The sequence below is a fragment of the Arthrobacter sp. TJ-240 genome (assembly GCF_058269195.1).
Genome location: NZ_JBZCNG010000005.1, coordinates 240,861 through 266,815 on the forward strand (window position 1 = coordinate 240,861; position 25,955 = coordinate 266,815).

Annotated in this window: 24 protein-coding genes; 4 read left to right on the top strand and 20 right to left on the bottom strand. The window is 70.8% G+C overall.

Annotation, left to right across the window (positions count from 1 at the left end):
- The first annotated feature begins 244 nt into the window (after positions 1-244).
- Entirely contained in the window at positions 245-1,126 is an 882-nt protein-coding gene (gene panB, locus AC4D2C_RS14055) for a 3-methyl-2-oxobutanoate hydroxymethyltransferase (protein WP_490915486.1), read from the top strand.
- An 18-nt stretch (positions 1,127-1,144) separates the two neighbouring features.
- Here panB and AC4D2C_RS14060 read toward each other — a convergent pair whose 3' ends face one another.
- Positions 1,145-1,306: an SPOR domain-containing protein gene (locus AC4D2C_RS14060; protein ID WP_334209484.1), complete on the bottom strand. Its 162-nt coding sequence runs from the start codon at positions 1,304-1,306 to the stop codon at positions 1,145-1,147.
- A 96-nt stretch (positions 1,307-1,402) separates the two neighbouring features.
- On the opposite strand from AC4D2C_RS14060, the gene map reads away from it, so the two are divergent.
- A complete protein-coding gene (map, locus tag AC4D2C_RS14065; protein WP_490915487.1) occupies positions 1,403-2,281 on the top strand; it encodes a type I methionyl aminopeptidase in 879 nt (292 codons plus the stop codon).
- A gap of 127 nt (positions 2,282-2,408) precedes the next feature.
- On the top strand, positions 2,409-3,221 hold the full coding sequence (gene ppgK / locus AC4D2C_RS14070; RefSeq protein ID WP_490906382.1) for a polyphosphate--glucose phosphotransferase: 813 nt from the start codon (positions 2,409-2,411) through the stop codon (positions 3,219-3,221).
- 183 nt (positions 3,222-3,404) lie between these two features.
- Here the strand turns inward: ppgK and nrdR are convergent, their stop codons facing one another.
- The 3 genes from nrdR to AC4D2C_RS14085 form a co-directional block, all read right to left on the bottom strand.
- On the bottom strand, positions 3,405-3,902 hold the full coding sequence (nrdR, locus tag AC4D2C_RS14075; RefSeq protein ID WP_490906383.1) for a transcriptional regulator NrdR: 498 nt from the start codon (positions 3,900-3,902) through the stop codon (positions 3,405-3,407).
- A 109-nt stretch (positions 3,903-4,011) separates the two neighbouring features.
- Positions 4,012-5,376, bottom strand: coding sequence for a histidinol dehydrogenase (gene hisD / locus AC4D2C_RS14080; protein WP_490915488.1), 1,365 nt, complete (start codon positions 5,374-5,376; stop codon positions 4,012-4,014).
- A gap of 68 nt (positions 5,377-5,444) precedes the next feature.
- Complete coding sequence (locus tag AC4D2C_RS14085) at positions 5,445-5,972, bottom strand: hypothetical protein (RefSeq protein WP_490915489.1); 528 nt, start codon at positions 5,970-5,972, stop codon at positions 5,445-5,447.
- A gap of 168 nt (positions 5,973-6,140) precedes the next feature.
- On the opposite strand from AC4D2C_RS14085, the gene AC4D2C_RS14090 reads away from it, so the two are divergent.
- Positions 6,141-6,671, top strand: coding sequence for a flavin reductase family protein (locus AC4D2C_RS14090; protein WP_490915490.1), 531 nt, complete (start codon positions 6,141-6,143; stop codon positions 6,669-6,671).
- A gap of 32 nt (positions 6,672-6,703) precedes the next feature.
- Here AC4D2C_RS14090 and dnaE read toward each other — a convergent pair whose 3' ends face one another.
- The 16 genes from dnaE to AC4D2C_RS14170 form a co-directional block, all read right to left on the bottom strand.
- Positions 6,704-10,243, bottom strand: a complete 3,540-nt coding sequence (gene dnaE / locus AC4D2C_RS14095; RefSeq protein WP_490915491.1) for a DNA polymerase III subunit alpha — start codon at positions 10,241-10,243, stop codon at positions 6,704-6,706.
- A gap of 148 nt (positions 10,244-10,391) precedes the next feature.
- Positions 10,392-11,327, bottom strand: a complete 936-nt coding sequence (locus AC4D2C_RS14100; protein ID WP_490915492.1) for an RluA family pseudouridine synthase — start codon at positions 11,325-11,327, stop codon at positions 10,392-10,394.
- Entirely contained in the window at positions 11,317-11,865 is a 549-nt protein-coding gene (lspA, locus tag AC4D2C_RS14105; RefSeq protein WP_490915552.1) for a signal peptidase II, read from the bottom strand. Before lspA ends, AC4D2C_RS14100 begins: the two co-directional genes overlap by 11 nt.
- A gap of 205 nt (positions 11,866-12,070) precedes the next feature.
- On the bottom strand, positions 12,071-12,745 hold the full coding sequence (locus AC4D2C_RS14110) for a DivIVA domain-containing protein (protein ID WP_490915493.1): 675 nt from the start codon (positions 12,743-12,745) through the stop codon (positions 12,071-12,073).
- A 143-nt stretch (positions 12,746-12,888) separates the two neighbouring features.
- A complete protein-coding gene (locus AC4D2C_RS14115) occupies positions 12,889-13,179 on the bottom strand; it encodes a YggT family protein (protein ID WP_334209475.1) in 291 nt (96 codons plus the stop codon).
- A 61-nt stretch (positions 13,180-13,240) separates the two neighbouring features.
- Complete coding sequence (locus tag AC4D2C_RS14120; protein WP_490915494.1) at positions 13,241-13,762, bottom strand: cell division protein SepF; 522 nt, start codon at positions 13,760-13,762, stop codon at positions 13,241-13,243.
- A 99-nt stretch (positions 13,763-13,861) separates the two neighbouring features.
- A complete protein-coding gene (locus AC4D2C_RS14125; RefSeq protein WP_490915495.1) occupies positions 13,862-14,662 on the bottom strand; it encodes a YggS family pyridoxal phosphate enzyme in 801 nt (266 codons plus the stop codon).
- Positions 14,659-15,462: a purine nucleoside phosphorylase YfiH/LACC1 family protein gene (locus AC4D2C_RS14130; RefSeq protein ID WP_490915496.1), complete on the bottom strand. Its 804-nt coding sequence runs from the start codon at positions 15,460-15,462 to the stop codon at positions 14,659-14,661. The genes AC4D2C_RS14125 and AC4D2C_RS14130 overlap by 4 nt, the downstream gene beginning before the upstream one ends.
- Positions 15,463-15,465: 3 nt before the next feature.
- Entirely contained in the window at positions 15,466-16,659 is a 1,194-nt protein-coding gene (gene ftsZ, locus AC4D2C_RS14135) for a cell division protein FtsZ (RefSeq protein WP_490906398.1), read from the bottom strand.
- A 276-nt stretch (positions 16,660-16,935) separates the two neighbouring features.
- Entirely contained in the window at positions 16,936-17,835 is a 900-nt protein-coding gene (locus tag AC4D2C_RS14140; protein ID WP_490915497.1) for a cell division protein FtsQ/DivIB, read from the bottom strand.
- Positions 17,832-19,265: a UDP-N-acetylmuramate--L-alanine ligase gene (gene murC, locus AC4D2C_RS14145; protein WP_490915498.1), complete on the bottom strand. Its 1,434-nt coding sequence runs from the start codon at positions 19,263-19,265 to the stop codon at positions 17,832-17,834. The genes AC4D2C_RS14140 and murC overlap by 4 nt, the downstream gene beginning before the upstream one ends.
- Complete coding sequence (gene murG, locus AC4D2C_RS14150) at positions 19,262-20,383, bottom strand: undecaprenyldiphospho-muramoylpentapeptide beta-N-acetylglucosaminyltransferase (protein ID WP_490915499.1); 1,122 nt, start codon at positions 20,381-20,383, stop codon at positions 19,262-19,264. Before murG ends, murC begins: the two co-directional genes overlap by 4 nt.
- Complete coding sequence (gene ftsW / locus AC4D2C_RS14155) at positions 20,380-21,789, bottom strand: putative lipid II flippase FtsW (protein WP_490915500.1); 1,410 nt, start codon at positions 21,787-21,789, stop codon at positions 20,380-20,382. The genes murG and ftsW overlap by 4 nt, the downstream gene beginning before the upstream one ends.
- A complete protein-coding gene (gene murD / locus AC4D2C_RS14160) occupies positions 21,789-23,360 on the bottom strand; it encodes a UDP-N-acetylmuramoyl-L-alanine--D-glutamate ligase (protein ID WP_490915501.1) in 1,572 nt (523 codons plus the stop codon). Before murD ends, ftsW begins: the two co-directional genes overlap by 1 nt.
- Positions 23,357-24,457: a phospho-N-acetylmuramoyl-pentapeptide-transferase gene (mraY, locus tag AC4D2C_RS14165; RefSeq protein ID WP_490915502.1), complete on the bottom strand. Its 1,101-nt coding sequence runs from the start codon at positions 24,455-24,457 to the stop codon at positions 23,357-23,359. Before mraY ends, murD begins: the two co-directional genes overlap by 4 nt.
- The gene (locus tag AC4D2C_RS14170) at positions 24,454-25,950 is read right to left on the bottom strand and encodes a UDP-N-acetylmuramoyl-tripeptide--D-alanyl-D-alanine ligase (protein WP_490915503.1); all 1,497 of its coding nucleotides are present in this window, start codon (positions 25,948-25,950) and stop codon (positions 24,454-24,456) included. The genes mraY and AC4D2C_RS14170 overlap by 4 nt, the downstream gene beginning before the upstream one ends.
- Positions 25,951-25,955: the final 5 nt, after the last annotated feature.

A 25,955-nucleotide genomic window follows, 5' to 3' on the forward strand; every position in this document is an offset into this window, starting at 1 on the left:
GCCCGGTCAGGCGGCGGGCCGCGCCCGACGTCGTGCGCGTCCGGTGCCGCCGCTTCCGCGGCATGGGGCGCCCGGATGCGGACGCCTGCCGTGATCACTCTACTGACCCGCGGGAGAAGATCGGTGCGTCGGCGGCCCTGGTCCGGCGTGCCGCGCTGTGCGCCGTCGGGAGAGGTGCTGTGCGAGGCGCCCGTGCGAGGTGCCGACGCGGGAGGTCGCTGACGCCGTCCGATAGTCTCGTTGCATGACTTCCGCCGAACAGCCAGCACCCTACGGCGAGGGAGCGGGCACCGCGCCGGCTCCGACGGACACGCCGGCCGACGCGAGACCGATCACGCGCATCCGTATCCATCACCTGCAGCAGGCCAAGGACCAGGGGACGCGCTTCGCGATGCTGACGGCGTACGACCAGTACGCGGCGCAGGTCTTCGACGAGGCCGGCATCGAGGTGCTCCTCGTCGGTGATTCGGCGGCGAACAACGTCCTCGGGCACGCGACCACCCTGCCCATCACGCTCGACGAGATGATCCTCCTCAGCCGTGCGGTGAGCCGGGCCGCGAAGCGGGCGCTCGTCGTCGCCGACCTGCCCTTCGGCAGCTACGAGGTGTCGCCGCAGCAGGCCGTGGAATCGTCGGTGCGGCTCCTCAAGGAGGGCCTCGTGCACGCGGTGAAGATGGAGGGCGGGGCCGACTACGCGGATACCGTGCGCGCCCTCGTCCGCGCCGGGATCCCCGTCATGGCGCACGTCGGATTCACCCCGCAGAGCGAGCACGCGCTCGGCGGCTACCGGGTGCAGGGCCGCGGGGAGGCGTCGCAGCGGATCATCGACGACGCCGTGGCTCTCGCGGAGGCCGGTGCGTTCTGCGTGCTGATGGAGATGGTCCCCGCCGCGACGGCGGGCGCGGTCGACGCCGCCGTCCGGGTGCCGACGATCGGGATCGGTGCCGGTCCCGCGACCACGGGGCAGGTCCTCGTCTGGCAGGACATGGCGGGCCTGCGCGGCGGACGGCAGGCGCGGTTCGTGAAGCAGTACGCCGACGTGCGGTCCGTCCTCTCCGACGCGGCCCGTGCCTACGCCGACGACGTCCGCGCCGGCACCTTCCCCGGGCCCGAGCACACCTTCTAGGGTGTCCGGCCGCAGGGGCTAGTCGTCCTCCTTGTCCCAGGCGTCGTTGCGCTGCTGGACCTTCTCGAGGGCCTTCTCCGCCTCCTCGCGGGTCGCGTAGGGCCCGATCAGCTGCGACCAGTCCGACTGGCGGTCCTCCTCGACCTCGTGCGTCCGCACGTTGTACCAGTACTCCGTCATGTCGACCTCCCGGATCAGGGTTGCGCGGACTGTCAGCCGGGTGTTCAGGACGACGCCTCGTCTCCGTCTCCCCGGGCCCGCTATAGGATCAAGGGTATGCCCCAGTCCTCCGCCACGGCCCCCCTCGGGACGCTGACACCCGGCACTGTCTCACCCCGCCGCCCTGTTCCCCCGGGCATCGCCCGGCCCGAGTACGTGGGCCGCAAGGCCCCGGCGCCGTTCACCGGATCGGAGGTGAAGACGCCCGAGACCATCGAGAAGATCCGGGTGGCCAGCCGGATCGCCGCGCAGGCCATCGTGGAGGTGGGCCGCCATGCGGCGCCCGGCGTCACCACCGACGAGCTCGACCGGATCGGCCACGAGTTCCTGCTCGACCACGGCGCCTACCCGTCGACCCTGGGCTACCGCGGCTTCCCCAAGTCGCTGTGCTCGTCCCTCAACGAGGTCATCTGCCACGGCATCCCCGACACCACGGTGATCCAGGACGGGGACATCCTGAACATCGACATCACCGCCTACAAGGGCGGCGTGCACGGCGACACCAACTACACGTTCTGCATCGGCGACGTCGACCAGGAGTCCCGCCTCCTCGTCGAGCGCACCCAGGAGTCGCTGAACCGGGCCATCCGCGCGGTGGCGCCCGGCAGGGAGATCAACGTCATCGGGCGCACCATCCAGTCCTACGCGAAGCGCTTCGGTTATGGTGTTGTCCGTGACTTCACCGGGCACGGCGTCGGAGAAGCGTTCCACACGGGCCTGATCATCCCGCACTACGACGCCGCCCCCGCCTACAACCGCGTCATAGAACCGGGCATGGTCTTCACCATCGAACCGATGCTGACACTCGGCACCATCGACTGGACCATGTGGGCGGACGACTGGACCGTCGTCACGAAGGACCGGAAGAGGACAGCGCAGTTCGAGCACACACTCGTTGTCACCGACCGCGGTGCGGAGATCCTGACCCTGCCCTAGTGCAGCCCGCCCCCGCGGACCCTGCCCGATGACTGCCCGATGACTGCACGCATTGCCCGTACCGCCCGCACGCCACCCGAACCCTGCCCCCTTCCGGCTCGCGCCGGCCCCACTTCGACGGAGAATCATGGCCAAGGACACCGACAAGAAGAAATCGAAGAAGCTCCCCGCAACAGTCATCGGTGTCGACATCGGCGGCACCGGCATCAAGGGCGGCATCGTCGACCTCGAGAAGGGTGTCATCGTCGGTGAGCGGTACCGCATACCCACACCCAAGCCGGCCACACCGGAGGCGGTCGCCGACGTCGTCGCGCAGATCGTCGCCGAGCTGTCGTCACGACCCGGAGGGCCGGCCGCCGACGTCCCCGTCGGTGTCACGTTCCCTGCCATCATCCAGCACGGTGTCGCGCGGTCGGCGGCGAACGTGGACAAGAGCTGGGTGAACACCGACGTCGACGCCCTGTTCACGAAGGTCCTCGGCCGCGACGTGCACGTGATCAACGACGCCGACGCCGCCGGGCTCGCCGAGGTCCGCTACGGCGCCGGCAAGGGCAAGATGGGCACGGTCCTGGTCATCACCCTCGGCACGGGCATCGGCTCCGCGTTCATCTTCGACGGCAGGCTGGTCCCCAACGCCGAGCTCGGCCACCTGGAGATCGACGGGCACGACGCCGAGACGAAGGCGTCGGCCGTGGCACGCGAGCGCGACGGCATCGACTGGGACGAGTACGCCGTACGCCTGCAGCGCTACTTCTCGCACGTGGAGTTCCTCTTCTCCCCCGAATTGTTCATCGTGGGCGGCGGCATCTCCAAGCGCAGCAGCGAGTACCTGCCCTCGCTCGAGCTGCGCACCCCGATCATCCCGGCGGAGCTCCGGAACCACGCGGGAATCGTCGGCGGGGCGCTGCAGGCGGCGCTGCTCTTCGCGTCCAAGGCCTGAGCACGAGGACCTGAGCAGGAGCGCCCGGGCCACGGCGCATCCCGCACAGCAGGAAGCCCGGTACGGATATGGTCTCCGTACCGGGCTTCCTGCGTCTGCTGCCGTCCTGCCGTCAGGGGCGGACGTGGAACCGGTGGTGGCGTCGGCTTCCCCTCCGCAGCCACCACCGGGGTCTCATGGGCGCTACCGCGCCGTCAGGGGGCGTTGCGCGCCGCTCGGCACGCGCTCGTTCTCGTGCGCCTGCTCCCGCAGGGTGTCGATGGCCGCCTCGAAGTCCTCGAGCGACTCGAAGCCCTGGTACACGCTGGCGAAGCGCAGATACGCGATCTGGTCGAGCTTCCGCAGCGGCCCCAGGATGGCGAGCCCCACCTCGTGCGCGTCGATCTCGGCGACGCCGCTCGCACGGACGTTCTCCTCGACCTCCTGCGCGAGCAGCGCGAGGTCGTCCTCGGTGACCGGCCGACCCTGGCAGGCCTTCCGGACGCCGTTGATGATCTTCGAGCGGCTGAACGGCTCCCCCGCACCCGAGCGCTTGATCACGCTCAGGCTCGTGGTCTCCACCGTGCTGAACCTGCGTCCGCACTCGGGACACTGGCGGCGTCGGCGAATCGCCGACCCGTCGTCTCCGAGGCGACTGTCCACCACGCGGGAGTCGGGGTTGCGGCAGTACGGGCAGTACATGCGCCCCCCTCCCTGCTCGGCAACCGTTACGCCCAGTCTAGAACTAGATGTGGTGAAAGAACAACACTGTAATTACCAGATGTTGTGTTCCGGGGGCCGAAGGAGGCGATCAGGAGGTCGGCCCCGCGAAGCGGGCCGAGACGGCCTCGCCGTGTGCGGGGAGATTCTCGGCGGCGGACAGGGCGAGGATCGAGGAGGACACGTCGGCCAGCGCCGCGCGGTCGTAGTCCACGAGCTGCACGGCGCGCAGGAACGTGGTGACGTTGAGGCCGGAGGCGAAGGACGCGGTGCCGCCGGTCGGCAGCACGTGGTTGGACCCGGCGCAGTAGTCGCCGAGACTGACGGGGCTGTACGCGCCGACGAAGATGGCGCCCGCGTTGCGGATCCGCGCCGCCACCGCGCCGGCGTCGGCCGTCTGGATCTCCAGGTGCTCCGCCGCGTAGGCGTCACACACGGCGATGCCGTGGTCGACGTCCTCGACGAGGATCACCCCGGACTGCGGGCCGGAGAGGGCCGTCCGCACCCGGTCGGCGTGGCGGGTGGCGGCCGCGCGCACCTGCAGCGCTGCGACCACGGCGCGCGCGAGGTCCTCGGAATCGGTCACCAGCACCGACGCCGCCTGGGGGTCGTGCTCGGCCTGGCTGACGAGGTCGGCCGCCACGAGGTCGGCGTCAGCAGTCGCGTCGGCCAGGACGGCGATCTCGGTGGTGCCGGCTTCGGAGTCGATACCCACCTGCCCGCGGACCAGGCGTTTGGCCGTCGCCACGAAGACGTTGCCCGGCCCGGTGATGACGGTCACCGGATCGATCCCCGTGCCGGGCCCCGCACTGTCGGGGACGCCGTGCGCGAGAGCCGCGACGGCCTGCGCCCCGCCCATGGCGTACACCTCGGTGATGCCCAGCATGGAGGCCGCCGCGAGGATCGCGGGGTGCGGCCAGCCGCCGAACTCCTTCTGCGGCGGGGACGCGAGGGCGATGGACCCGACACCGGCGGCCTGCGCCGGGACCACGTTCATCACCACGGACGACGGATAGACGGCGAGCCCGCCGGGCACGTAGAGCCCGACGCGGTCCACGGCGACCCACTTGTGGGTGAGGCGGGCGCCGTCGGCGATGTCCACCTGCACGTCGGCGGGCACCTGCGCCCGGGCGAAGACCCGGGCCCGCCGGATGGCCTCCTCGAGCGCGGCGCGCACGTCGCCGTCGAGTCCCGCCACGGCCGCAGCGATGACCTCGGCGGGCACGCGCGGGTGGTCCTGCTCCACGCCGTCGAACCGCCGGGCGAGATCGCTCAGCGCGTCGAAGCCGCGGGTACGGACGTCGTCGATGATGGCCTGCACGGCGGCCCCCGAGGACGACGCGCTGCCCGCGGCCCGCGGCATGGCCTCGCGCAGCTCACGGGGGGACAGCGCGCGGCCGCGCAGGTCGATGGTCCGGAAGCTGACGAAGGAGGAGGTCTCGGGCGCTGAAGTCACCCGCGAAGTCTACCGGGAGCCGCACCGGCGCAGGGCGGGCACGGACACGGGGCTACCCGGATGGGAGGTCAGGTCCGGCGGCGGGCGAGCCCGACGAGGGCCGTGACGAAGATGATGATCGCCGCGACCCCGGGCCAGATCGCCAGGGCGCCGTAGGACTGCAGCATGAAGAAGGAGCCGGGCACCCCGTCCCGTCCGTGGGGTCCGAGGAGGAAGGCGAGGCCCTCGCCGACCCCGAGGGCCAGCAGGGAGCCGAGGATCGATCCCCCTACCGCCGCCGCGATGCGGGGAACGACGCCCGGCAGGGTCAGCCGGAGCGCGACCACGGTGCCGACGGCGATGCCCGCGGCGAGTTCCAGCCCGGCGAGGGTGAGGTCCCGCAGCACCCAGTCCGCGGTGACCTCCGGGTCGCCGAAGAGGCGGCCCGTCGGAGCGAGGAGCCACCATGCGGCCCCGAGGACGGCGCCGAGCAGGATCGTGGAGCCGAGCCACCAGAGGACGCCGGCCGGGGGCACGGCCCGCCTGTCCTCGGCGACGGCGTAGACCGGCGGCGGATACTTGCTCGATCCGGTGTCCGACTGCTGGCTGGCGCGCATGACTTCTACATTAACAAACCCTCCGGCACCCGGGGACCGCGCCTAGGGTGGAGGGGTCCGCGGCTGCGGTACGCGCCGCCGGTCCTGTTGCTCATCCTTCTGCCACCCTGCCGCCCATGCTGCCCATGCTGCTGATCATGCTGCTGCCGAGACCTCCCGGAGGAACCCGTGACCAATCCCAGCACCGCACCGGAAGGCCGGCTCCCGCCTCCCCCGCTGCACGGTGAGTCCTTCCGGGAGGTCTTCCGGCGCCACGCTGCGGGCGTGTCCATCCTCACGGCGACGTACCAGGGCGTCCCCTACGGCTTCACCGCCACCTCGGTGGCCTCGCTGTCCGCGGACCCCCCGCGCTTCACCTTCAACATGGCGAGGACGTCCTCCTCGTGGCCCGCGGTCGCGAACACGAACTTCGTGGGCGTCCACATGCTCAGCACGGAGAACGAGGGGCTCGCCGACCGGTTCGCCCGGACGAGGGACCGGTTCACCGGCGACCACTGGGAGCCGGGCCCGGAGGGCGTGCCGATCCTGAGGGACGTGGCCGGCTGGCTCGTGGGCCGGATCAGCATGCGCCTGTCCTTCGAGAACAACGCGGTCGTCGTCGCCGAGGTGGTGACGGGCAGCATCGGTCCCGACGGGGCGCCGCTGCTCTACCACGGCGGGAGCTACGGGACGCCGGCGGCCACCGACTACGTCATCTGAGCCGACGGGTCGGAGGACCGCGCCGGGTCCCGTCAGGCGTCGAGGCAGGCGGGCCCGAGCAGCACCTTCAGGTCACCGAAGAGCCCCGGCGTCGGGTTGACCCGCAGGTCGACGCCGAGCTTCATCACCTCGACCTTGCGTGAGCCGTTGAGCCGGATGAGTACCTCGCTGGTCCCGGGGTGGGTCCGCAGGACGTCGCCGAGGGCCGTCACCGCCGTCTCCGTGGCCTTGTGCTGCAGCATCGAGATGACCACGGGGCCTGAGTGCCCCTCGCTGAGGTCGGGGACCGTCAGTTCCTGGGCGTTGAGCATCACGGCGCCGTCGTCGCGCCGCTGCAATCGCCCGCGGACCACCACGATCAGGTCCTCCGCGAGCACCGCGGAGATGGGCCCGTAGACCTGGCCGAAGAACATGACCTCCATGGAGCCGGAGAGGTCCTCGACCTCCGCCCGCGCGTAGGCATTGCCGCTGTTCTTCGCGATCCGACGCTGCAGGGACGTGATCATGCCGGCGATCGTGACGATCGCGCCGTCCGCCGGACCCTCCTCGCTGATGATCGACGGGATGGACGAGTCGGCGTGCTGGCCGAGGATGCCCTCGAGCCCCTGCAGCGGGTGGTCCGAGACGTAGAGGCCGAGCATGTCGCGTTCGAAGGACAGCTTGTCCTTCTTGTCCCACTCGGGCAGGTCCGGCACCTCGACGGACAGGCCGCCCACGGAGCCTCCCGCGTCGTCGAACGCGCTGAAGAGGTCGAACTGGTTCGCCGCCTCGTTGCGCTTCAACACGATCACGGAGTCCACGGCCTCCTCGTGGATCATCACCAGCGCCCGTCGCGGATGCCGGAGCGAGTCGAACGCACCGGCCTTGATGAGCGATTCGATGGTGCGCTTGTTGCAGACGACGGCGGGGACCTTCTGCAGGAAGTCGCTGAACGAGGTGAACGCGCCCTTCTCCTCGCGCGCACCCACCATGGCCCCGACGACGTTCGCGCCCACGTTGCGGATGGCGCCCATGCCGAAGCGGATGTCCTTGCCGACCGGGGTGAAGTTCACGCTGGACTCGTTGACGTCCGGCGGGAGCACCGTGATGCCCATGCGGCGGCACTCGTTGAGGTAGATGGCCAGCTTGTCCTTGTCGTCGCCGACGCTGGTGAGGAGGGCTGCCATGTACTCGGCGGGGTAGTGCGCCTTCAGGTACGCCGTCCAGTAGGACACGAGGCCGTAGGCGGCGGTGTGGGCCTTGTTGAACGCGTAGTCCGAGAAGGACTCCAGCACGATCCACAGCTTGTCCATCGCGGCCTGGGAGTACCCGTTGGCCTTCATGCCCGCGAAGAAGTCCGCCTGCTGCTTGTCCAGCTCCGACTTCTTCTTCTTGCCCATGGCGCGGCGCAGCATGTCCGCCTGGCCGAGCGTGAAGTTCGCCAGCTTCTGCGCGGCGCTCATCACCTGCTCCTGGTAGACGATCAGGCCGTACGTCCCGCCGAGGATCTCCTCGAGCGGACCCTCGAGCTCGGGGTGGATCGGCTCGATGTCCTGCAGGCCGTTCTTGCGCAGGGCGTAGTTGGTGTGCGAGTTCACGCCCATGGGACCCGGCCGGTACAGCGCGAGGACGGCTGAGATGTCCTCGAAGTTGTCGGGGCGCATGAGCTTCAGCAGGGATCGCATGGGCCCGCCGTCGAGCTGGAAGACGCCGAGGGTGTCGCCGCGCGCCAGCAGCTCGTAGGACTCCTTGTCGTCGAGTTCGAGGTCTTCGAGGACGAGGTCGGTGTCCTTGTTGGCCTTGATGTTCTCGACGGCGTCCGTGATGATCGTCAGGTTCCGCAGGCCGAGGAAGTCCATCTTGATCAGGCCGAGGCCCTCACAGGTGGGGTAGTCGAACTGCGTGATGATCTGGCCGTCCTGCTCGCGGCGCATGATCGGGATGATGTCGATCAGCGGGTCCGAGGACATGATGACACCGGCCGCGTGCACGCCCCACTGGCGCTTCAGTCCCTCGAGTCCGAGGGCCGTCTCGAAGACCTTCTCGGAGTCCGCGTCGGTCTTCAGGAGCTCGCGCAGCTCCTCCGCCTCCGAGTACCGCTTGGCGTCCTTGTTGTGCACGTCCGCCAGGGCGAGGCCCTTGCCCATGACGTCCGGTGGCATGGCCTTCGTGAGGCGCTCCCCGGTGGAGAACGGGTAGCCCATGACGCGCGAGGAGTCCTTGAGGGCCTGCTTGGCCTTGATGGTGCCGTAGGTGACGATCATGGCCACGCGCTCGTCGCCGTACTTCTCCGTCACGTAGCGGATGACCTCGGAGCGGCGGCGATCATCGAAGTCGACGTCGAAGTCGGGCATGGACACGCGCTCGGGGTTGAGGAAGCGCTCGAAGATCAGCCCGTGCTTGAGCGGGTCGAGGTCGGTGATGCGCATGGCGTACGCCACCATCGACCCGGCGCCGGAACCGCGGCCGGGTCCGACGCGGATACCGTTGTTCTTGGCCCAGTTGATGAAGTCGGCGACGACGAGGAAGTAGCCCGGGAAGCCCATCTGCGTGATGACGCCGACCTCGAACTCCGCCTGCTTCCGGACGTCGTCGGGCACACCGCCCGGGTACCGGTACTGCAGGCCCGTCTCGACCTCCTTCACGAACCAGGACTGCTCGTTCTCACCCTCGGGGACCGGGAACCGCGGCATGTAGTTGGCCTTGGTGTTGAACTCGACGTCGCACCGCTCGGCGATGAGCAGCGTGTTGTCGCAGGCCTCCGGGTAGTCGCGGAAGATGGCGCGCATCTCGGCGGGCGACTTGAGGTAGAACTCGTCGGCGTCGAACTTGAACCGCTTCGGATCGGCCAGGGTGGAGCCGGACTGCACGCAGAGCAGCGCGGCGTGGGCCTTGGAGTCCTCGGCGTGCGTGTAGTGCAGGTCGTTGGTGGCCACGAGCGGCAGGCCGAGCTCCTTGGCGAGCCGGATGAGGTCGGCCTTGACGTTGCGCTCGATGTCGAGGCCGTGATCCATGAGCTCGCAGAAGTAGTTCTCCGCGCCGAAGATGTCACGGAAGTCCGACGCCGCCTGCCGCGCCTCGTCGTAGAGGCCGAGCCGGAGCTTTGTCTGCACCTCGCCGGACGGGCAGCCGGTCGTCGCGATCAGGCCCTTGCCGTAGGTCTGCAGGAGGTCACGGTCCATGCGGGGCTTGTACAGGTAGCCCTCGAGGGAGGCCAGCGAGGACATGCGGAAGAGGTTGTGCATGCCCTCGGTGGTCTCGGACCACAGTGTCATGTGGGTGTAGGCGCCGGCACCGGAGACGTCGTCACGCCCGCCGCCGCCCCACTGCACGCGCGTGCGGTCGCCGCGCGCGGTTCCCGGGGTGAGGTACGCCTCCACGCCGATGATCGGCTTGATCCCGGCGCTCCTGGCCTTGCTCCAGAAGTCGAACGCACCGAACACGAAGCCGTGGTCCGTCGTCGCCAGGGCCTTCATCCCGAGTTCCTCGGTGTGGCTGAACAGGTCCGTCAGTCGGGCCGCACCATCGAGCATCGAGTACTCGGTGTGGTTGTGGAGATGGACGAACGAGTCTGTCGATGCAGGAGTAGCCACCCGCCAAGTCTAGTGCTGCCCTACCCCTCCGGCGGCCGCCCGTGCCCCCGTCCGAGGTCGGACCGGCGTGTCGGACGAACCCCGTCGGGCGGGTCGGACCGGAGCCGTCCGGCGTGTCCGGCGTGTCGGGCGAGGGCGGTCGGACGGCTCAGACGAGGCCGCGGGAGAGCGCCGTGACCGCGTACGCAAGGTCCACCGGGTAGGGACTGGTGACGCTGACGGGCTCGTTCGTGCGCGGGTGCGCGAAGCCCAGGCGGTGGGCATGGAGCCACTGCCGCGTGAGGCCGAGCTCGGCGGCGAGCCGGGGATCGGCCCCATAGGTGAGGTCGCCGGCGCAGGGGTGGCGCAGCGCGGAGAAGTGCACGCGGATCTGGTGGGTCCTGCCGGTCTCGAGGTGCACCTCCACGAGGCTCGCCCGCCCGAAGGCCTCGAGCACCTCGTAGTGCGTCACGGAGTCGCGGCCGCCCTCCATGACGGCGAAGCGCCACTCGTGGTGGGGATGGCGCCCGATGGGTGCGTCGATGGTGCCTTTGAGCGGCTCGGGCAGCCCCTGCACCACCGCGTGGTAGACCTTGTCGACCGTGCGCTCCTTGAAGGCGCGCTTGAGGGCCGTGTAGGCGGGCTCGGTCTTGGCGACCACCATCGCCCCCGAGGTACCGACGTCGAGCCGGTGGACGATCCCCACGCGCTCGGGCGCGCCGGACGTCGAGATGCGGTAGCCGGCGGCCGCGAGGGCGCCGACGACGGTCGGGCCGACCCAGCCCGGCGACGGGTGAGCGGCAACGCCCACGGGCTTGTCGACGACGACGAAGTCCTCGTCGTCGAGCAGGATCCCCATGCCGTCGACGGCCTCGGGGATGATGCGGTGCTTGTCCCCGGGGTCCGGGACGTCGACGGCGAGGACGTCACCGGCGTGTACGCGGTCCGACTTGGCGAGGGGTGCACCGCCGCGCAGCACCCGGCCGTCGGCGCACCACTGGGCCACCGCCGAGCGGGAGACGTCGAGCAGCCGGGCGAGGGCGGCGTCGACGCGGCTCCCGGACTCCGGGTCGGGAACCGCGAGCCGCTGGTGCTCAGCGGTCATCGTCGCCCCGCTCCCCACCTGTCGGACGCGCGTCGTCGCCCGGGGCAGCGGACTGCTCGTCGGTGCTGCGTTCGCCGTCCATGCCGATGCCGCGCAGGGTCAGGATGCAGATGAGCACCACCCCGCTCACGACGGCGGAGTCGGCGATGTTGAAGATGGCGAAGTTGGGCAGGGCGATGAAGTCCACCACGTGGCCCTGGCCGAAGGACGGTTCCCGGAAGAGCCGGTCGGTGAGGTTGCCGAGGGCGCCGCCGAGGACGAGCCCGAGGGCCACGGCCCAACCCCACGATGCGACCTTGCGCACCTGCAGCACGATGGCGACGGCGACGACGACCATCACGATCGTGAACACCCACGTGTAGTCGGTGCCGATGGAGAAGGCGGCGCCGGGGTTGCGGATGAAGCGCCAGTGGAGCAGGGGCGGCAGGACCGGGGTGACCTGCCCCTCGCTCATCGTCGCGACGACCCACCACTTGGTGAGCTGGTCGAGGGTGTAGGCCACGAGGGTGCACAGCAGCATGACCGCGCCGTACTGCACGGGGAGCCTCCGGGCGTGGGCAGGGTCCCCGGCGGGGGCGGGATCGGGTGGCTGGTGCTCGTTCACGGTGCGTCCAAGGTCTACTCGCTGGTGTGTCCACCACGGTACGCGGTGGCTGGAACGGCGGAAGGGCCGGCCGCCGGGGATCACACCCCGGCAACCGGCCCTTCTGCCTGCCCGACTCGCGGTCGGGCCGGGCGTCCTGCTAGGAGGCCGAGGCGTCGGACGCGAGCGAGCCGCGGGCGTCCAGGTCGCGGAGCTGACCCTCGATGTAGGCCTTCAGGCGGGCGCGGTAGTCGCGCTCGAAGCCGCGCAGCTGCTCGACCTTGCGCTCGAGCACCGTCTTCTGCTCCTCGAGGTCCCCGAGGGTCTTGCGGCTCTTCTCCTGGGCGTCGTTGACGAGGCCGCTGGCCTCGATCTGCGCCTCGGCGATGATCTTGTCGCGCTGTTCGACACCGGCGTTGACGTACTCGTCGTGCAGGCGCTGCGCCATGGCGAGCACGCCGGCCGCGGACTCGGCAGAGGAACCGGCGGCCGCGGGGGCGGCGGGCGCCGGGGTGGGCTCCTCGACGTCCGCGACAGCCTCCGCTGCCTTCACCGAGGACTTGTCGCCGGCCTTCTCGGTGTGGGTGCTGGCGGCGACCGGGGCGGGGACGGCCGTCTGCGAGGTGTCCGATGAAGTGTTCGATGAGGTGTCGGACGACGTGTCGGTCGAGCCTCCGGCGGACCGGCGGCGCAGTTCCTCGTTCTCCGAGTTCAGGCGGCGGAGCTCGACGACGATCTCGTCGAGGAAGTCGTCCACCTCGTCCTGGTCGTAGCCCTCCCGGAACTTCGTCGGCTGGAACCTCTTGTTGACAACGTCTTCTGGCGTCAAAGCCATCTGGTCACCTCATACTGATAGAGCCTCCCACCGGGAGGTGGGCATGGCTGTGGTACCGAATTGTGGACATGAACACGGGACTCACGTCGAACTGTGAATCAGCGTATATCTTCTGGAACTGCATCACGAAACGGACTCGGACGCTAGGTTGCGAGTCCCGCCGACACGGACATCAGGATCAGCACGACGATGAAGAGCACCAGGAACGCGAGGTCGAGCTGCACCCCGCCCAGGCGCAGCGGGGGGATCAGCCGGCGGAGCGCCTTGATGGGCGGGTCCGTCGCGGAGTACACGCCCGAGGCGACCACGAGGGCGAGTTTCTGGGGACGCCAGTCACGCGCGAAGCCCTGCACGGCGTCGTAGATGATCCGCAGGATCAGGGCGAGCTGGAACAGCATCAGTACCAGGTAGATCAGGGCGAATACCAAACTCACGGAGAAGTTCCAGTCCTTCGGGCCATCGGAGGGTCCGCTGCGGCCGTGGCGGCCGCGCCGGTCAGCTCTGGTTGAAGAAGCTGGTCTGTGCTTCGCTTGCCTTCAGGTCCTCGCCGAGGACTTCAATATACGACGGCGACAGCAGGAACACCTTATTGGTGACCCGTTCGATGCTGCCGTGCAGGCCGAAGACGAGGCCGGCCGAGAAGTCGACGAGCCGCTTGGCATCGGATTCGCCCATGTCCGTGACGTTCATGATCACCGGGATGCCGTCGCGGAAGCTCTCGCCGATGAGCTTGGCATCGTTGTACGAGCGCGGGTGGATGGTGGTGATCTGGCGCAGCGCCGCGGAGTCCTCACGCGACGACGGTGCCCGCTTGATGGGTGTCACGGGTGCGCGGTACTCCTCGGCGGGAGCGACCCGGGTGGGCGCGGGAGCGGGCTCGAGGTGGCGTTCGTCGCGGTCGTAATCCACTGAGTAGTCCTCGTTCCTGCTGCGCGCGCTTTTCGTTTCGGGCTCGTAGTGCTCATCACCATCGGCGAGCCCAAGGTAGATCATCGTCTTGCGCAGTGCGCCAGCCATGGTGACTCCTGTTCTGAGTGAGTGGATTGATGGGGTCGGACGGCGTGCCGCGTGCGCCACGCCCGGCAGCACACCGTGCCGCCGTTCTAGCTTCAGACGCTACCCCACGGCCGGACGGGGACCGAGCACATCAGAGCCGATCCTCAGGTGTGTCGCGCCGGCCGCGACGGCCGCCTCGAGGTCCCCGCTCATGCCGGCGGAGACGGCCGCTGCGGACGGTTCCACGGAACGTATCGTCCCGCTGATCCGCAGGAGCCGGGCGAACGCGTCCGCGGGGTCCGCTCCGATCGGAGCCACGCCCATGACGCCGGCGAGGCGCAGGCCCGATGCGGCGATGACGGCGCGTGCCAGGTCGCCCGCCTCGGCCGGGAGCGCCCCGCCGCGGCCACCCGTCCGGCCTCCGGGCTCGCCTCCGGGCTGGTCCGCGCCGTCGAGCGTGAACTGGAGGAAGCAGTCGAGGTCGGGGCGGCCGGGCAGGCCGGCTGCATCCCGCCGCGCCTGCTCGGCGGCCATCGCCTTCCCGAGTGCGCCGACCAGCGCGGTGCGATCCACCGAGTGGATGCTGTGCGCGTAGCGGACCACCGATTTCGCCTTGTTGGTCTGCGCCTGTCCGATGAAGTGCCAGCGCAGGGCGAGGTCCCCGAGCTCCGCAGCCTTCGCCGCGGCCTCCTGGTCGCGGTTCTCACCGACGTCGGTCACCCCGAGGTCCGCGAGGATCCGCACGTCGGACGCCGGGAAGTACTTGGTGACCACGATCAGGTCAGGTTGCGTCCGGCCCGCGGATGCAGCGGCGATGCGCGAGCGGACGGCATCGAGGCGCACTTCGAGCTCACGGGCACGGGCCGTACGCCCGGGTCCCCCGGCACCTCCGACCGGTCCGGTTCCTTCGTCGGGGGTCACGTGCGCCACACCAGGCCGGCGATGCGGCCGGCGCCCGGCTCGCGGCGATGGGAGAACAGCCCGGTGTTCTCGAGCGTGCAGGCGGAGCCGCTCCCGGTGACCCGTCCGACGACCACGCCGGCGTCCTCGAGCTGGCGGCGGACCGCGGCGGGCAGGTCGAGGGCAGGAGTCCCCGTGCGGGTCCGCGCCGCGGCCTCGGGAAGGGTGTCGGCCAGGGCGCGCATCATGTCCTCCGGGACCTCGTAGCAGGAACCGCACACCGAGGGACCGATCCATGCGGCGAGGTCCCGTGCGCCGGCACGCACCAGTGTGCGCACGGCATTCGTGACGATCCCGTTGCCGACGCCGGCACGGCCGGCATGCACGACAGCCGTCGCGCCCGTGCCGCCCTCGGCGATGGAGGCGTCCGCGAGGACGACGGGCACGCAGTCGGCCACGAGGACCGCGAGCGGATGGAGACCGGTCCGGGAGACGATGCCGTCGGCGTCGGGAACCCAGGGGGCGACGTCCGGATCGGAGCCTCGGTGCACGTCGCCGAGCACGGTACCGGGCGCGGGGCCGTCATCGAGCACGGCGACGCGGTCCGAGTGGGTCTGGCTCATGAAGCGGAGGGATCCCCCGGCCACGCCCATCGATGCCTCGAGCCGGCGGCGGTTCGCCCGCACACCGTCCGCGTCGTCCCCGACGTGGAGCGCGAGGTTGCCCGCCGCAGCGCTCGTGAAGGCGACGCGGAGTCCCGGACGGGCCTCGGCGCTCCAGTGGAACGGGGAGGCCAGTCCGGGATGCGCGGGTGCGTGCACCGACTACTTCAGGAAGTCGGGCACGTCGAGGTCGTCGGAGCGGCCTGCGGACAGGTCGGGCTCCACGATCGCGGGGAGGTCCACGTCGAAGCCCGAGTCGGCGGGCACGGCCTGGACGTTCTGCGCGCGCTGCTGCGACCAGGCGCCGAGGCCTGCTGTGGCGGGGACGCGCTGGTGGTCGCCGCCGACGCTCGGTGCGACGGTCGGCCGCGACGCGGGTGCCGCCGCTGCCGCGGGCTGCGAGGTGGCATCGACCTGGTCGAACCCGGCCGCGATGACGGTCACGCGTGCCTCGTCGCCGAGCGCGTCGTCGATCACGGCACCGAAGATGATGTTCGCCTCGGGGTGCGCGACCTCCTGGACCAGGCGGGCGGCTTCGTTGATCTCGAACAGGCCGAGATCCGAGCCACCCTGGATGGACAGCAGGACGCCGTGCGCGCCGTCGATCGATGCCTCGAGGAGCGGCGACGCGATGGCCAGTTCCGCTGCCTTGACGGCCCGGTCCTCGCCGCGTGCGGAACCGATGCCCATGAGCGCCGAACCGGCGCCCTGCATCACGGACTTGACGTCGGCGAAGTCGAGGTTGATCAGGCCCGGCGTGGTGATGAGGTCGGTGATGCCCTGGACACCGGAGAGCAGCACCTGGTCCGCAGAGCGGAACGCGTCCAGCATGGAGACGTTGCGGTCGCTGATGGACAGCAGGCGGTCGTTCGGGATGACGATGAGCGTGTCGACCTCCTCGCGGAGGGTGTCGATGCCGCTCTCGGCCTGATTGGACCGGCGGCGCCCCTCGAACGTGAAGGGGCGGGTGACGACGCCGATCGTCAGCGCGCCCAGCGAACGCGCGATGCGTGCGACCACGGGCGCGCCGCCGGTCCCGGTGCCGCCGCCTTCTCCGGCGGTCACGAAGACCATGTCCGCTCCCCGCAGGACTTCCTCGATCTCCTCGGAGTGGTCCTCGGCGGCGCGCCGGCCCACCTCGGGGTCCGCTCCTGCGCCGAGGCCGCGGGTGAGCTCGCGCCCGACGTCGAGCTTGACGTCCGCGTCACTCATCAGCAGCGCCTGGGCGTCCGTGTTGATGGCGATGAACTCCACGCCGCGGAGCCCGACCTCGATCATCCGGTTGACGGCGTTGACGCCGCCGCCGCCGATGCCGACGACCTTGATGACGGCCAAGTAATTCTGAGGTGCTGCCACGTCCTGTGTCCCTTGTTCGAATCTGTGTGCTGTACGGGGGCTGCCGAGGGTTCGGCCAAACCTTCACGTGAGAAAACGTTAACGTTCAGGTTGAGAGTTAACGTTATGTCAGGTAACTTCTATCCTTGACGCTAGGTGCATACGCTGCGCGTTGCAAAGACCGGACCCAGTGTGTCGGGCGTGTCGCCGCGTGTTGCCTCCCGGCCCGGTGTCTGATCGGCTCCCTGATCACCCGGGATCCGCGTGTGTCCGGCACCCCTTCCCTGCCGGCGCGCGTCATCGCGTCACCGGACGGTCGGGCGTGCTGACATCGAACTCACGGACCGGCGGATCGCTCGCCGGCATGGCCAGCATCGCCTCGAGCACCCGCGCCTTCTCGGCACTGCGCTCGGAACTGCCCCAGAAGATGCGCTGGTCGCCGGAGAGGGACAGCTGGATGGAGTCCACGCTCGCCGCCGAGGCGTTGTTGAGCCGGGACAGCACGCCCACGGGCAGCTCGGCCAGCACCGTGGTGATGGAGGAGAAGACCTCGGAGTTCACCGCGTTGGTCCCGCCGTCGATCAGGGGCAGCTTGACCTGGTCCCGCTGGGCGACGCTCGCGAGCTGGCGGCCCTCGGCATCGATCAGCACGAACTCCCGCCCGCTCTGCAGCACCGCGACCGGCACGCGTTCCCGCACCGTGACGACGAGCGTGGAGGGCGGCTCCGCGGCGATCTCGACGTCCTCGATGGGCGCCTTGTCGGCGAGGAGTCCCCGGACCCGGTCGGGCGAGATGCGCGTGAGCGAGGTACCCGTCAGCGGGGCCAGTGCCGCGTCCACCTCCTGCGTGGGGACGAGGACGTTGCCCTCGACCACCACGGTCCGCAGCGCGAGGGCGGGTGAGAAGACCGCATAGGCCACCACGCCGCCGAGCACCAGCACCAGCGCGGTGATGGTGAGCAGCAGGGTCCGGAGCCGGTGCGACTTCCGCGGGGTCGGGAAGTCGATGACCTTGCCGGGCGCGACAGTCCCGCCGCCGCTGCGGTCGAGCTGCGAGACGGTCGCGCCCGGCCCGGTCACGGTCTTCGAGGGCGTCGCGTTCTTCGACGTCGTCGCGCCCTGCCGCATCTTCCCGGCCTCCGCGGACGCGGCACGCGAACCCGCCGCGCGGGTGACGGGCGGCTTCCGCGGCGTCATGCCCCGCCCCCCGCCCGGTCCTGGCCTGCCCGCTCGCGGAGCAGTGTGACGAGCTGCACACCGTACTGCGTGACGTCGCCGGCACCGATGGTGAGGATGATGTCCCCGGCATGCGCGTTCGCGGCGACAGCGCGCACGGCCTCCTGCGGGTCCTCGACGTAGGCGGCGCCGGACAGCAGATCGGTGATGGTCCACCCCCCGACGTCGGCCACGGGTTCCTCGCGCGCCGCGTAGACCGGCAGGACCGTCACGGAGTCCGCGAGCGAGAGCGCCGACGCGAAACCCGCGGCGAACTCCCGGGTGCGGGAGAACAGGTGCGGCTGGAAGAGCGCATGCACCCGGTACTCCCCCGCCACGGTCCGGGCGGCCGTGAGCGCGGCCTGCACCTCGGTGGGGTGATGGGCGTAGTCGTCGAAGACGCGGACGCCGTCGCCCTCGCCGCGGGCCTCGAAGCGGCGGGCCGCGCCCGAGAACAGCGACAGCGCGGAGGCCGCGACGGCGGGGTCCACGCCGAGTTCGAGGGCCACGGCGAAGGCCGCGGCGGCGTTCAGGATGTTGTGGCGGCCGGGCACGCCGAGCTGCAGCTCCTGCTGGGCGTCCAGCCCGTCGACCGCGAAGGAGAGGAGGCTGTTGGTGGTGCTCCCGACGGACCGCGTGTCCGAGATGCGCAGGTCCGCGGTCGCGGCGTAGCCGTAGGTGCGGATCCGGCGCGGCTCGTGCACTCCGGCGGCGAGGGCCGCGGCGCCGGCGTCGTCGGCGCAGGCCACGAGGAGACCGTCCTCGGGCAGCCGCTGCGCGAACTGCCGGAACGAGGCGTGGACGGCCTCGGCGGTGCCGTAGTGGTCGAGGTGGTCCGCCTCCACGTTGGTGACCACCGCGATCCGGGGCGCGTAGTTGAGGAAGGAGCCGTCGGACTCGTCAGCCTCGGCCACGAAGATGTCACTGCCGGTCCATGCGGCGTTGACGCCGAGCGCGGCCACGTCGCCGCCGATCGCGAAGGACGGCGCGAGCCCGGCCTCGCGCAGCAGGACGGTGATCATCGCCGTCGTCGTGGTCTTGCCGTGCGTACCGGCCACGGCGACGCCCTGCAGCCCGTGCATGGCGGCGGCGAGGGCCTGGGAGCGGTGCAGCACGGGCAGCCCCCGCCGGCGCGCCTCCGCCAGTTCGGGGTTCGTCCCGCGGATCGCGGAGGAGACCACCACCGTGCCGTCGTCGGGTACGGCGCCGGCGGCGTGGCCCACGTGGACCTCCGCGCCGAGGGCCGCGAGGGCGCGGAGCCCTCGGGAGTCCGCGGCGTCGGACCCGGAGACGCGCACGCCCTGGCCGAGGAGCACGCGCGCGACGGCGGACATGCCGGCGCCGCCGAGGCCGATGAAGTGGACGGGTTCGCGCAGGCGCGCTCCCTCCGTGTCCTGGGGCCCGGCGTTCATCGCGCGTCCCGTGCGGCGTCGAGGACCAGGTCCGCCATCCGCCGGTCCGCGTCCCGGACGCCCTGCGCGTAGGACGCCGCGGACATCGCGGCGAGCCGCGCGGGGTCCGTGACGAGCGCCGGTAGTGTCGCACGGACCCACTCGGGGGTGAAGTCGGCGTCGTCCACGAGGAGGGCACCGCCGGACTCGACGAGTCCTGCGGCGTTGAGCCGCTGTTCGCCGTTGCCGTGGGGCAGCGGCACGAGCACGGCGGGAAGACCCACGGCGCTGAGTTCGCTCACGGTCGCCGCCCCGGCACGCGCGACCAGGAGGTCGGCGGCCGCGTAGACACGCTCCATGCCGTCGACGAACTCGACCTGGTGGTAGCCGGTAGCGGCGAGCGGCGCACCGTCCTGCCCCGTCACCTGCTTGCCCCGCCCGGTGATGTGCAGGGTCTGCACGCCGGCCGCGACGAGGTCGGGGACGGCGGCAGAGACGGCGCGGTTCAGGCTCGCCGCTCCCGAGGACCCACCGGTGACGATCAGGGTGGGACGGTCCGGGTCCAGCCCGAGGGACACCCGCGCGTCGGCACGGCCGGCCGCGCGGTCCAGCTCGGCGATGCTCCGGCGCATGGGCATGCCCACCAGCACGGCGCCTGCGAGTCCGGTGCCGTCGAAGGCCACCGCGACGCGTGCGGCGATGCGGACACCCAGCCGGTTGGCCATCCCGGGCCGCGCGTTCGCCTCGTGGATCACCACGGGAATGCGCCGCGTCCACGCGGCGAGGTACACGGGGGTGGAGACGTATCCGCCCACGCCGACGACGACGTCGGCCGCCGCGTCCGCCACGATGGCGCGCGCCTGCCGGACCGCGCGGACGAGGCGCACCGGCAGCTTGACGAGATCGATGGAGGGCCGGCGCGGCATGGGCACGCGGTCGATGGTCCGCAGGTCGAACCCGGCGGCCGGGACGAGGCGCGTCTCCATGCCCGCCTCCGTGCCGACGGCGGTGATGCGGGTACCGGGCCGCTGGTCGACGATCGCCCCGGCGATCGCGAGCAGGGGGCTGATGTGGCCGGCCGTACCGCCGCCCGCGAGGACCACCGACACGGTGCGTTCAGGAGTGGAGGGGTGCGTCATGGAAGTGCGGGATCTCTTCTCGGGGTGGAGGACGGCGCCGGAGGTCCGGCGACCGGCGCGTGCGGCGTCTTGCGCGCGAAGGACAGCAGGACGCCGACGGCGGCGAGGGTGAAGGTGAGGGCGGACCCTCCGTAGGAGATGAAGGGCAGCGGCACACCGATGACGGGGAGCAGTCCCGTGACCATGCCGATGTTGACGAAGGCCTGCCCGATGAGCCAGACGAGGATCGATCCCATGAGGATCCGCACGAAGGGGTCGGTGTAGCGCAGCGCCACGCGGATGGTGGCGACCGCGAGGATGCCGAAGAGGAGGATCACCACGAGGGTGCCGAGGAGCCCGAACTCCTCGCCGATGATGGCGAAGATGAAGTCGTTGTGGGCCTCGGGGATCCAGTTCCACTTCTGTCGGCTCTGGCCGATGCCCACACCGAACCATCCGCCGGAGGCCATGGCGAACAGCCCGTTGTCGGACTGCAGACAGAGGTCCGCGCCGTCGTCGCAGTTCAGGCCCAGCCAGGCGCTGATGCGCCCGCCGCGGTTGGAGCTCGTCGCGACCATCAGCAGGGACCCGGCCACTGCGGCGAGTCCGGCGAGGCTGAACAGCTTCATCGGCGCTCCCGCGAAGAACAGGGCCGCCCCGGCGATCATCATGAGCACGAGCCCGGTGCCGAGGTCCCCGCCGATCAGGACGAGGCCGATGGGTAGGCCGCCGAACGGCAGGGCCGGGATCATGGCGTGTTTCCAGTCCCGGATGAGCGCCTTCTTGCGCTCCAGGACGGCCGCGAACCAGAGGGCCAGCGCGAGTTTGGTGGGCTCGGACGGCTGGAAGGTCTGGCTTCCGATCTGGATCCAGTTCTTGTTGCCGTTGATCTCGACGCCGATCACGAGCACGAGGATCAGCAGCACCACGGCGATCGCAAGACTGGGCCAGGCGAGTGCCTTGTACGCGCGGGGGCCGAGCCGGGAGAGCACCACCATGAGCACGAGTCCAGCACTGGCCCACACGGCCTGCTTGAGGAAGAGGTCGAACGTGTCCTTGCCCTCCGAGATGGCCTCCACGGAGGACGCGGAGAGCACCATCATGAGGCCGATGGCCGTGAGCGCCAGCGCCGCGCCGAGGATCAGGTAGTAGCTGGAGCCCGAGGGTGTCCGGTCCGTGCCCTCCAGGAGCATCCAGCCGCGCCGCAGCCGCGCGCGGAGGCCCTTCGCGGGCCGACCCTCCGGCCCGGCGGTACGGGGCGCCGCCGTCGTGCCGACCGCCTTGACGGTGTGGGCCTTGGCCGCGGCACTCGGCGCGGCGGGGCCGCGCCCGGTCGCGGCAGGAGGGCCGGCGGGCCTGCCGGGGTCCGTGGTGCGCGCCGGCCGTACGGAGGGCTTGCGTCCGCCCGGACGGGTAGGCGTGCTCATCACGACTCCTTCGCGTTCGGCCCCTGGCCCCCGCGTGCACCGACGGCCGCCATGAAGGCGGACCCCCGGTGCGCGTAGGAGGAGAACTGGTCCATCGATGCTGCGGCCGGCGCCATCAGGACGGTGTCGCCGTCCCGCGCGAGCCGGGCTGCTTCGGCGACGGCCCATTGCATCAGGGCCTCGCCGGTCGCCGGGCCGCTCGGCCCGCCGTCGTGCCCGTCCCCGGTCCGGGCGCCGGGGTTCAGGGAGACCGGGACGTCGGGGGCGTGCCGGGCGAGGGCGCCCTGGAGCGGCGTCGGGTCCTCGCCGAGCAGGACGACGGCGCGCAGCCGCCGGGCGTGGTCCCTGACGAGGTCGTCGTAGGACACGCCCTTGGACAGTCCGCCGGCGATCCACACCACGGAGGAGAAGGAGGCGAGGGACGCCGAGGCGGCGTGCGGGTTGGTGGCCTTCGAATCGTTGATCCAGAGCACCCCGTCCTCGTTCGCGACCACCTGGATGCGGTGGTCGCCGGGCCGGAACGCCCGGATGCCGTCGCGCACGGCGGCCGCCGGGAGACCGGCAGCGCGCACGAGGGCGGCCGCGGCCAGGGCGTTGGCGACCAGGTGGCGGGGGACGACCTCGCCGAGCTCGCTGATGGACGCGAGCTCGGCCGCGGAGTCCTTGCGCTGCTCGATGAACGCGCGGTCCACGAGGAGGTCCTCGACGACGCCCATCATGCTGACGGACGGCATGCCGGTGGTGAAGCCGACGGCCCGGCAGCCCTCGACGACGTCGGCCTCCTCGACCATGGCCTCGGTCTCGCGCTGCTCGACGTTGTAGACGCAGGCGATCCTCGTCCGCTCGTACACGGAGGCCTTCGCCGCGAGGTAGGCCTCGTAGCTGCCGTGCCAGTCCACGTGGTCCTCGGCGACGTTGAGGCAGACGCTCGCGAGTGGTGAGACGGAATGCGCCCAGTGCAGCTGGAAGCTGGAGAGTTCCACCGCCAGGAAGTCGTAGCCCTGCGGGTCGCGGATGACGTCGAGGATGGGGGTGCCGACGTTGCCCGCCGCCACCGCACGCCTGCCTCCGGCGAGGAGCATGGACTCGGTGAGGCCGACCGTGGTGGTCTTGCCGTTGGTGCCGGTGATGGTCAGCCACTCGGCGGTGGGGCGTCCTTCCCGGATGCGGACGCGCCAGGCCAGTTCGACGTCGCCCCAGATCGGGACGCCGGCGCGGGCGGCGTCGGCGAGCAGCGGCTGCGTGGGGCGCCAGCCGGGGGAGGTCACCACGAGGTCGGGCAGGTCGCCGTCGACGAGCGGGAGAGCGGCGGCGTGATCGGCGCCGAGCAGGACGTCCCGGGCCCCGACGATGCGCAGCGTGTCCGCCTTCGCCTCGTTCTCCTCGGTGGCGCCCGCGTCCACGACGACGACGATCGCGCCGAGCTCGATGAGCGTGTCCGCGGCGGAGAAGCCCGACGCACCGATCCCGGCCACGACGACCCGGAGGCCCGCCCAGTCGGCATCCCAGGTGGTCAGGTCCTTCAGGCGCGCCGTCTCCCGAAGGGGAGTGTGTCCGTCCGTGCCGCTCATCCGACGACCCATTCGGCGTAGAAGATCCCGAGTGCCGCGGCGACGAAGAGCCCGGCGAGGATCCAGAACCGGACCACCACCGTGACCTCCTGCCAGCCCTTGAGCTCGAAGTGGTGCTGCAGGGGCGCCATCTTGAAGACGCGCTTGCCGCCGGACAGCTTGAAGTAGCCCACCTGGATGATGACGGAGAGCGTGATCACCACGAACAGGCCGGCCAGGATCACGAGGAGCAGTTCGGTGCGGGAGAGGATCGCGAGCCCGGCGATGGCCCCGCCGATCGCCAGCGATCCGGTGTCGCCCATGAAGATCTTCGCGGGTGACGTGTTCCACCACAGGAAGCCCACGAGGGCGCCGCTCATGGCACCGGCGATCAGGGCGAGGTCCAGGGGGTCGCGGACCTCGTAGCAGACGCCGCCGGCCCCGGGTGAGCCGCAGCTCTGGTTGCTCTGCCAGATGCCGATCAGCATGTACGCGCCGAACACGAGGATGGACGCGCCGGCGGCGAGACCGTCGAGGCCGTCGGCCAGGTTCACGCCGTTGCTGGCGCCGGTGATGATGACGTTGGACCAGATGACGAACAGGATGGCCCCGAGGACCGTTCCCGCGAACGCGAAGTCGATCGGCGTGTCACGGATGAAGGAGATGGCTGTCGACGCCGGCGTCCGCCCCTCCGCGTTCGGGAACTGGAGGGCCAGGACACCGAAGATCACGCCGACCGCGGTCTGGCCGGCGATCTTCGCCGGCGCGCTCAGTCCGAGGCTGCGCTGCTTCGAGATCTTGATGTAGTCGTCCGCGAAGCCCACGAGCCCCATGCCGGCCGCCAGGAACAGGAGCAGCAGTCCCGAGGCACTGGGACCGCCCACCGGGGATCCCACCATCATCATCACCAGGTGTGTCATGAAGTAGGCAAGCAGCACCGATCCCACGATCACGGCCCCGCCCATGGTGGGCGTCCCGCGCTTGGTGTGGTGGGCGGTCGGGCCGTCGTCGCGGATGAACTGGCCGTAGCCCTTGTTCACCAGGAGCCGGATGAACAGGGGTGTGCCGGCGAAGGCGAAGACGAGCGCCGACGCGGAGCCTATGAGGAGTGCTATCACGGCTGCGGGGCCTTTCCGGAGGCGTCAGGTCCACTGACCGCCTCAGATTCTGCAGAGGGGTGGCGTGCCACGCGGTCGCCGAGGAAACGCAGACCGGCGCCGTTGGAGGACTTGAAGAGCACGATGTCGCCGGGCGCGAGCTCGGCGGCGAGCATCCGCTCGGCAGCCTCGACGTCGTCCACGTGCACGGCTTCGCTCCCCCACGAACCCTCCAGCACGGCGCCGTTGAACAGCGCCCGGGTGTTGGGTCCCACGCAGATGAGCTTGGAGATGTTGAGCCGGACGACCACGCGGCCGAGGAGGTCGTGCTCCTCGATCGAGCGGTCGCCGAGCTCGAGCATCTCGCCGAGGACGGCCCAGGTACGCCGGTGGCCCGCGCGTCCGAGTTCCGCGAGGGTCCGCAGAGCCGCCCGCATGGACTCGGGGTTGGCGTTGTAGGCGTCGTTGATCACGGTCACGCCGTCGGCGCGTTCGGTCCGCTCCATCCGCCAGCGGCTCGCGGCCGCCTGGGTGCGGAGGCCGGCGACGATGCCCGACGGGGCGCAGCCCACAGCGTAGGCCGCGGTCGCCGCTGCCAGCAGGTTGGTGGTGTGGTGGAGGCCGAGCAGCGGGGAGACGACGTCGTGCTCGCTGCCGTCGGGGAAGACGAGGGTGAAGGACGGGCTGCCGTCCGCCGTCGTCGTGCTGTTGCGGGCGCGTACCACGTCCGAGCCGCCTGCGGTGAAGTCGTCGGAGGACGTGAAGAACACGGTGCGCGCCGAGGTGCGGGCCTGCATCGCGAGGACGCGTTCGTCGTCGGCGTTGATGATCGCGGTGCCGGCGGCGGGCAGGGCCTCGAACAGCTCGCCCTTGGCCCGGGCGATGTTCTCGACTCCGCCGAACTCGCCGGCGTGCGCCGAACCGACCCCGAGGACCACGCCGATGTCCGGCTGGACGAGCGAGGCGAGGTACGCGATATGGCCGGGCTTCGTGGCGCCCATCTCGATGACGAGGTAGCGCGTGTCCCAGTCCGCCTCGAAGACGGTCAGGGGTACGCCGACCTCGCCGTTGTAGGAGCCGCGCGGCGCCACGGTGGGTGCCTCGGCGGCGAGGATGCCGGCCAGGAGGTCCTTGGTGGTGGTCTTGCCGGCGGAGCCGGTGATGCCGATGACGGTCACGTCGCCGTGGGCGCGGAGCCGCCGGACGGTCTCGGCGGCCAGGGCTCCCATGGCGAGGACGGCGTCGGGCACGACGACGGACGGGAACGGCGTGCCGTCCTCTCGGGCGACCACGTGTTCCGCCAGCGCGAGGACCGCCCCGCGTGCGAAGGCGCCCTCGACGAACAGGTGCCCGTCCGACTCCTCGCCGGGCTTCGCGACGAAGAGGGACCCGGGGACGCATTCGCGGGAGTCGGTGGCTGCGGAGGTGACGGTGACGGCGGGGAGGCCGGCATCGGTGCCGACGAGGGCACCGCCTGTGAGTGCCGCGATCTCGGCTGCGCTGAATTCAATCATGTCGG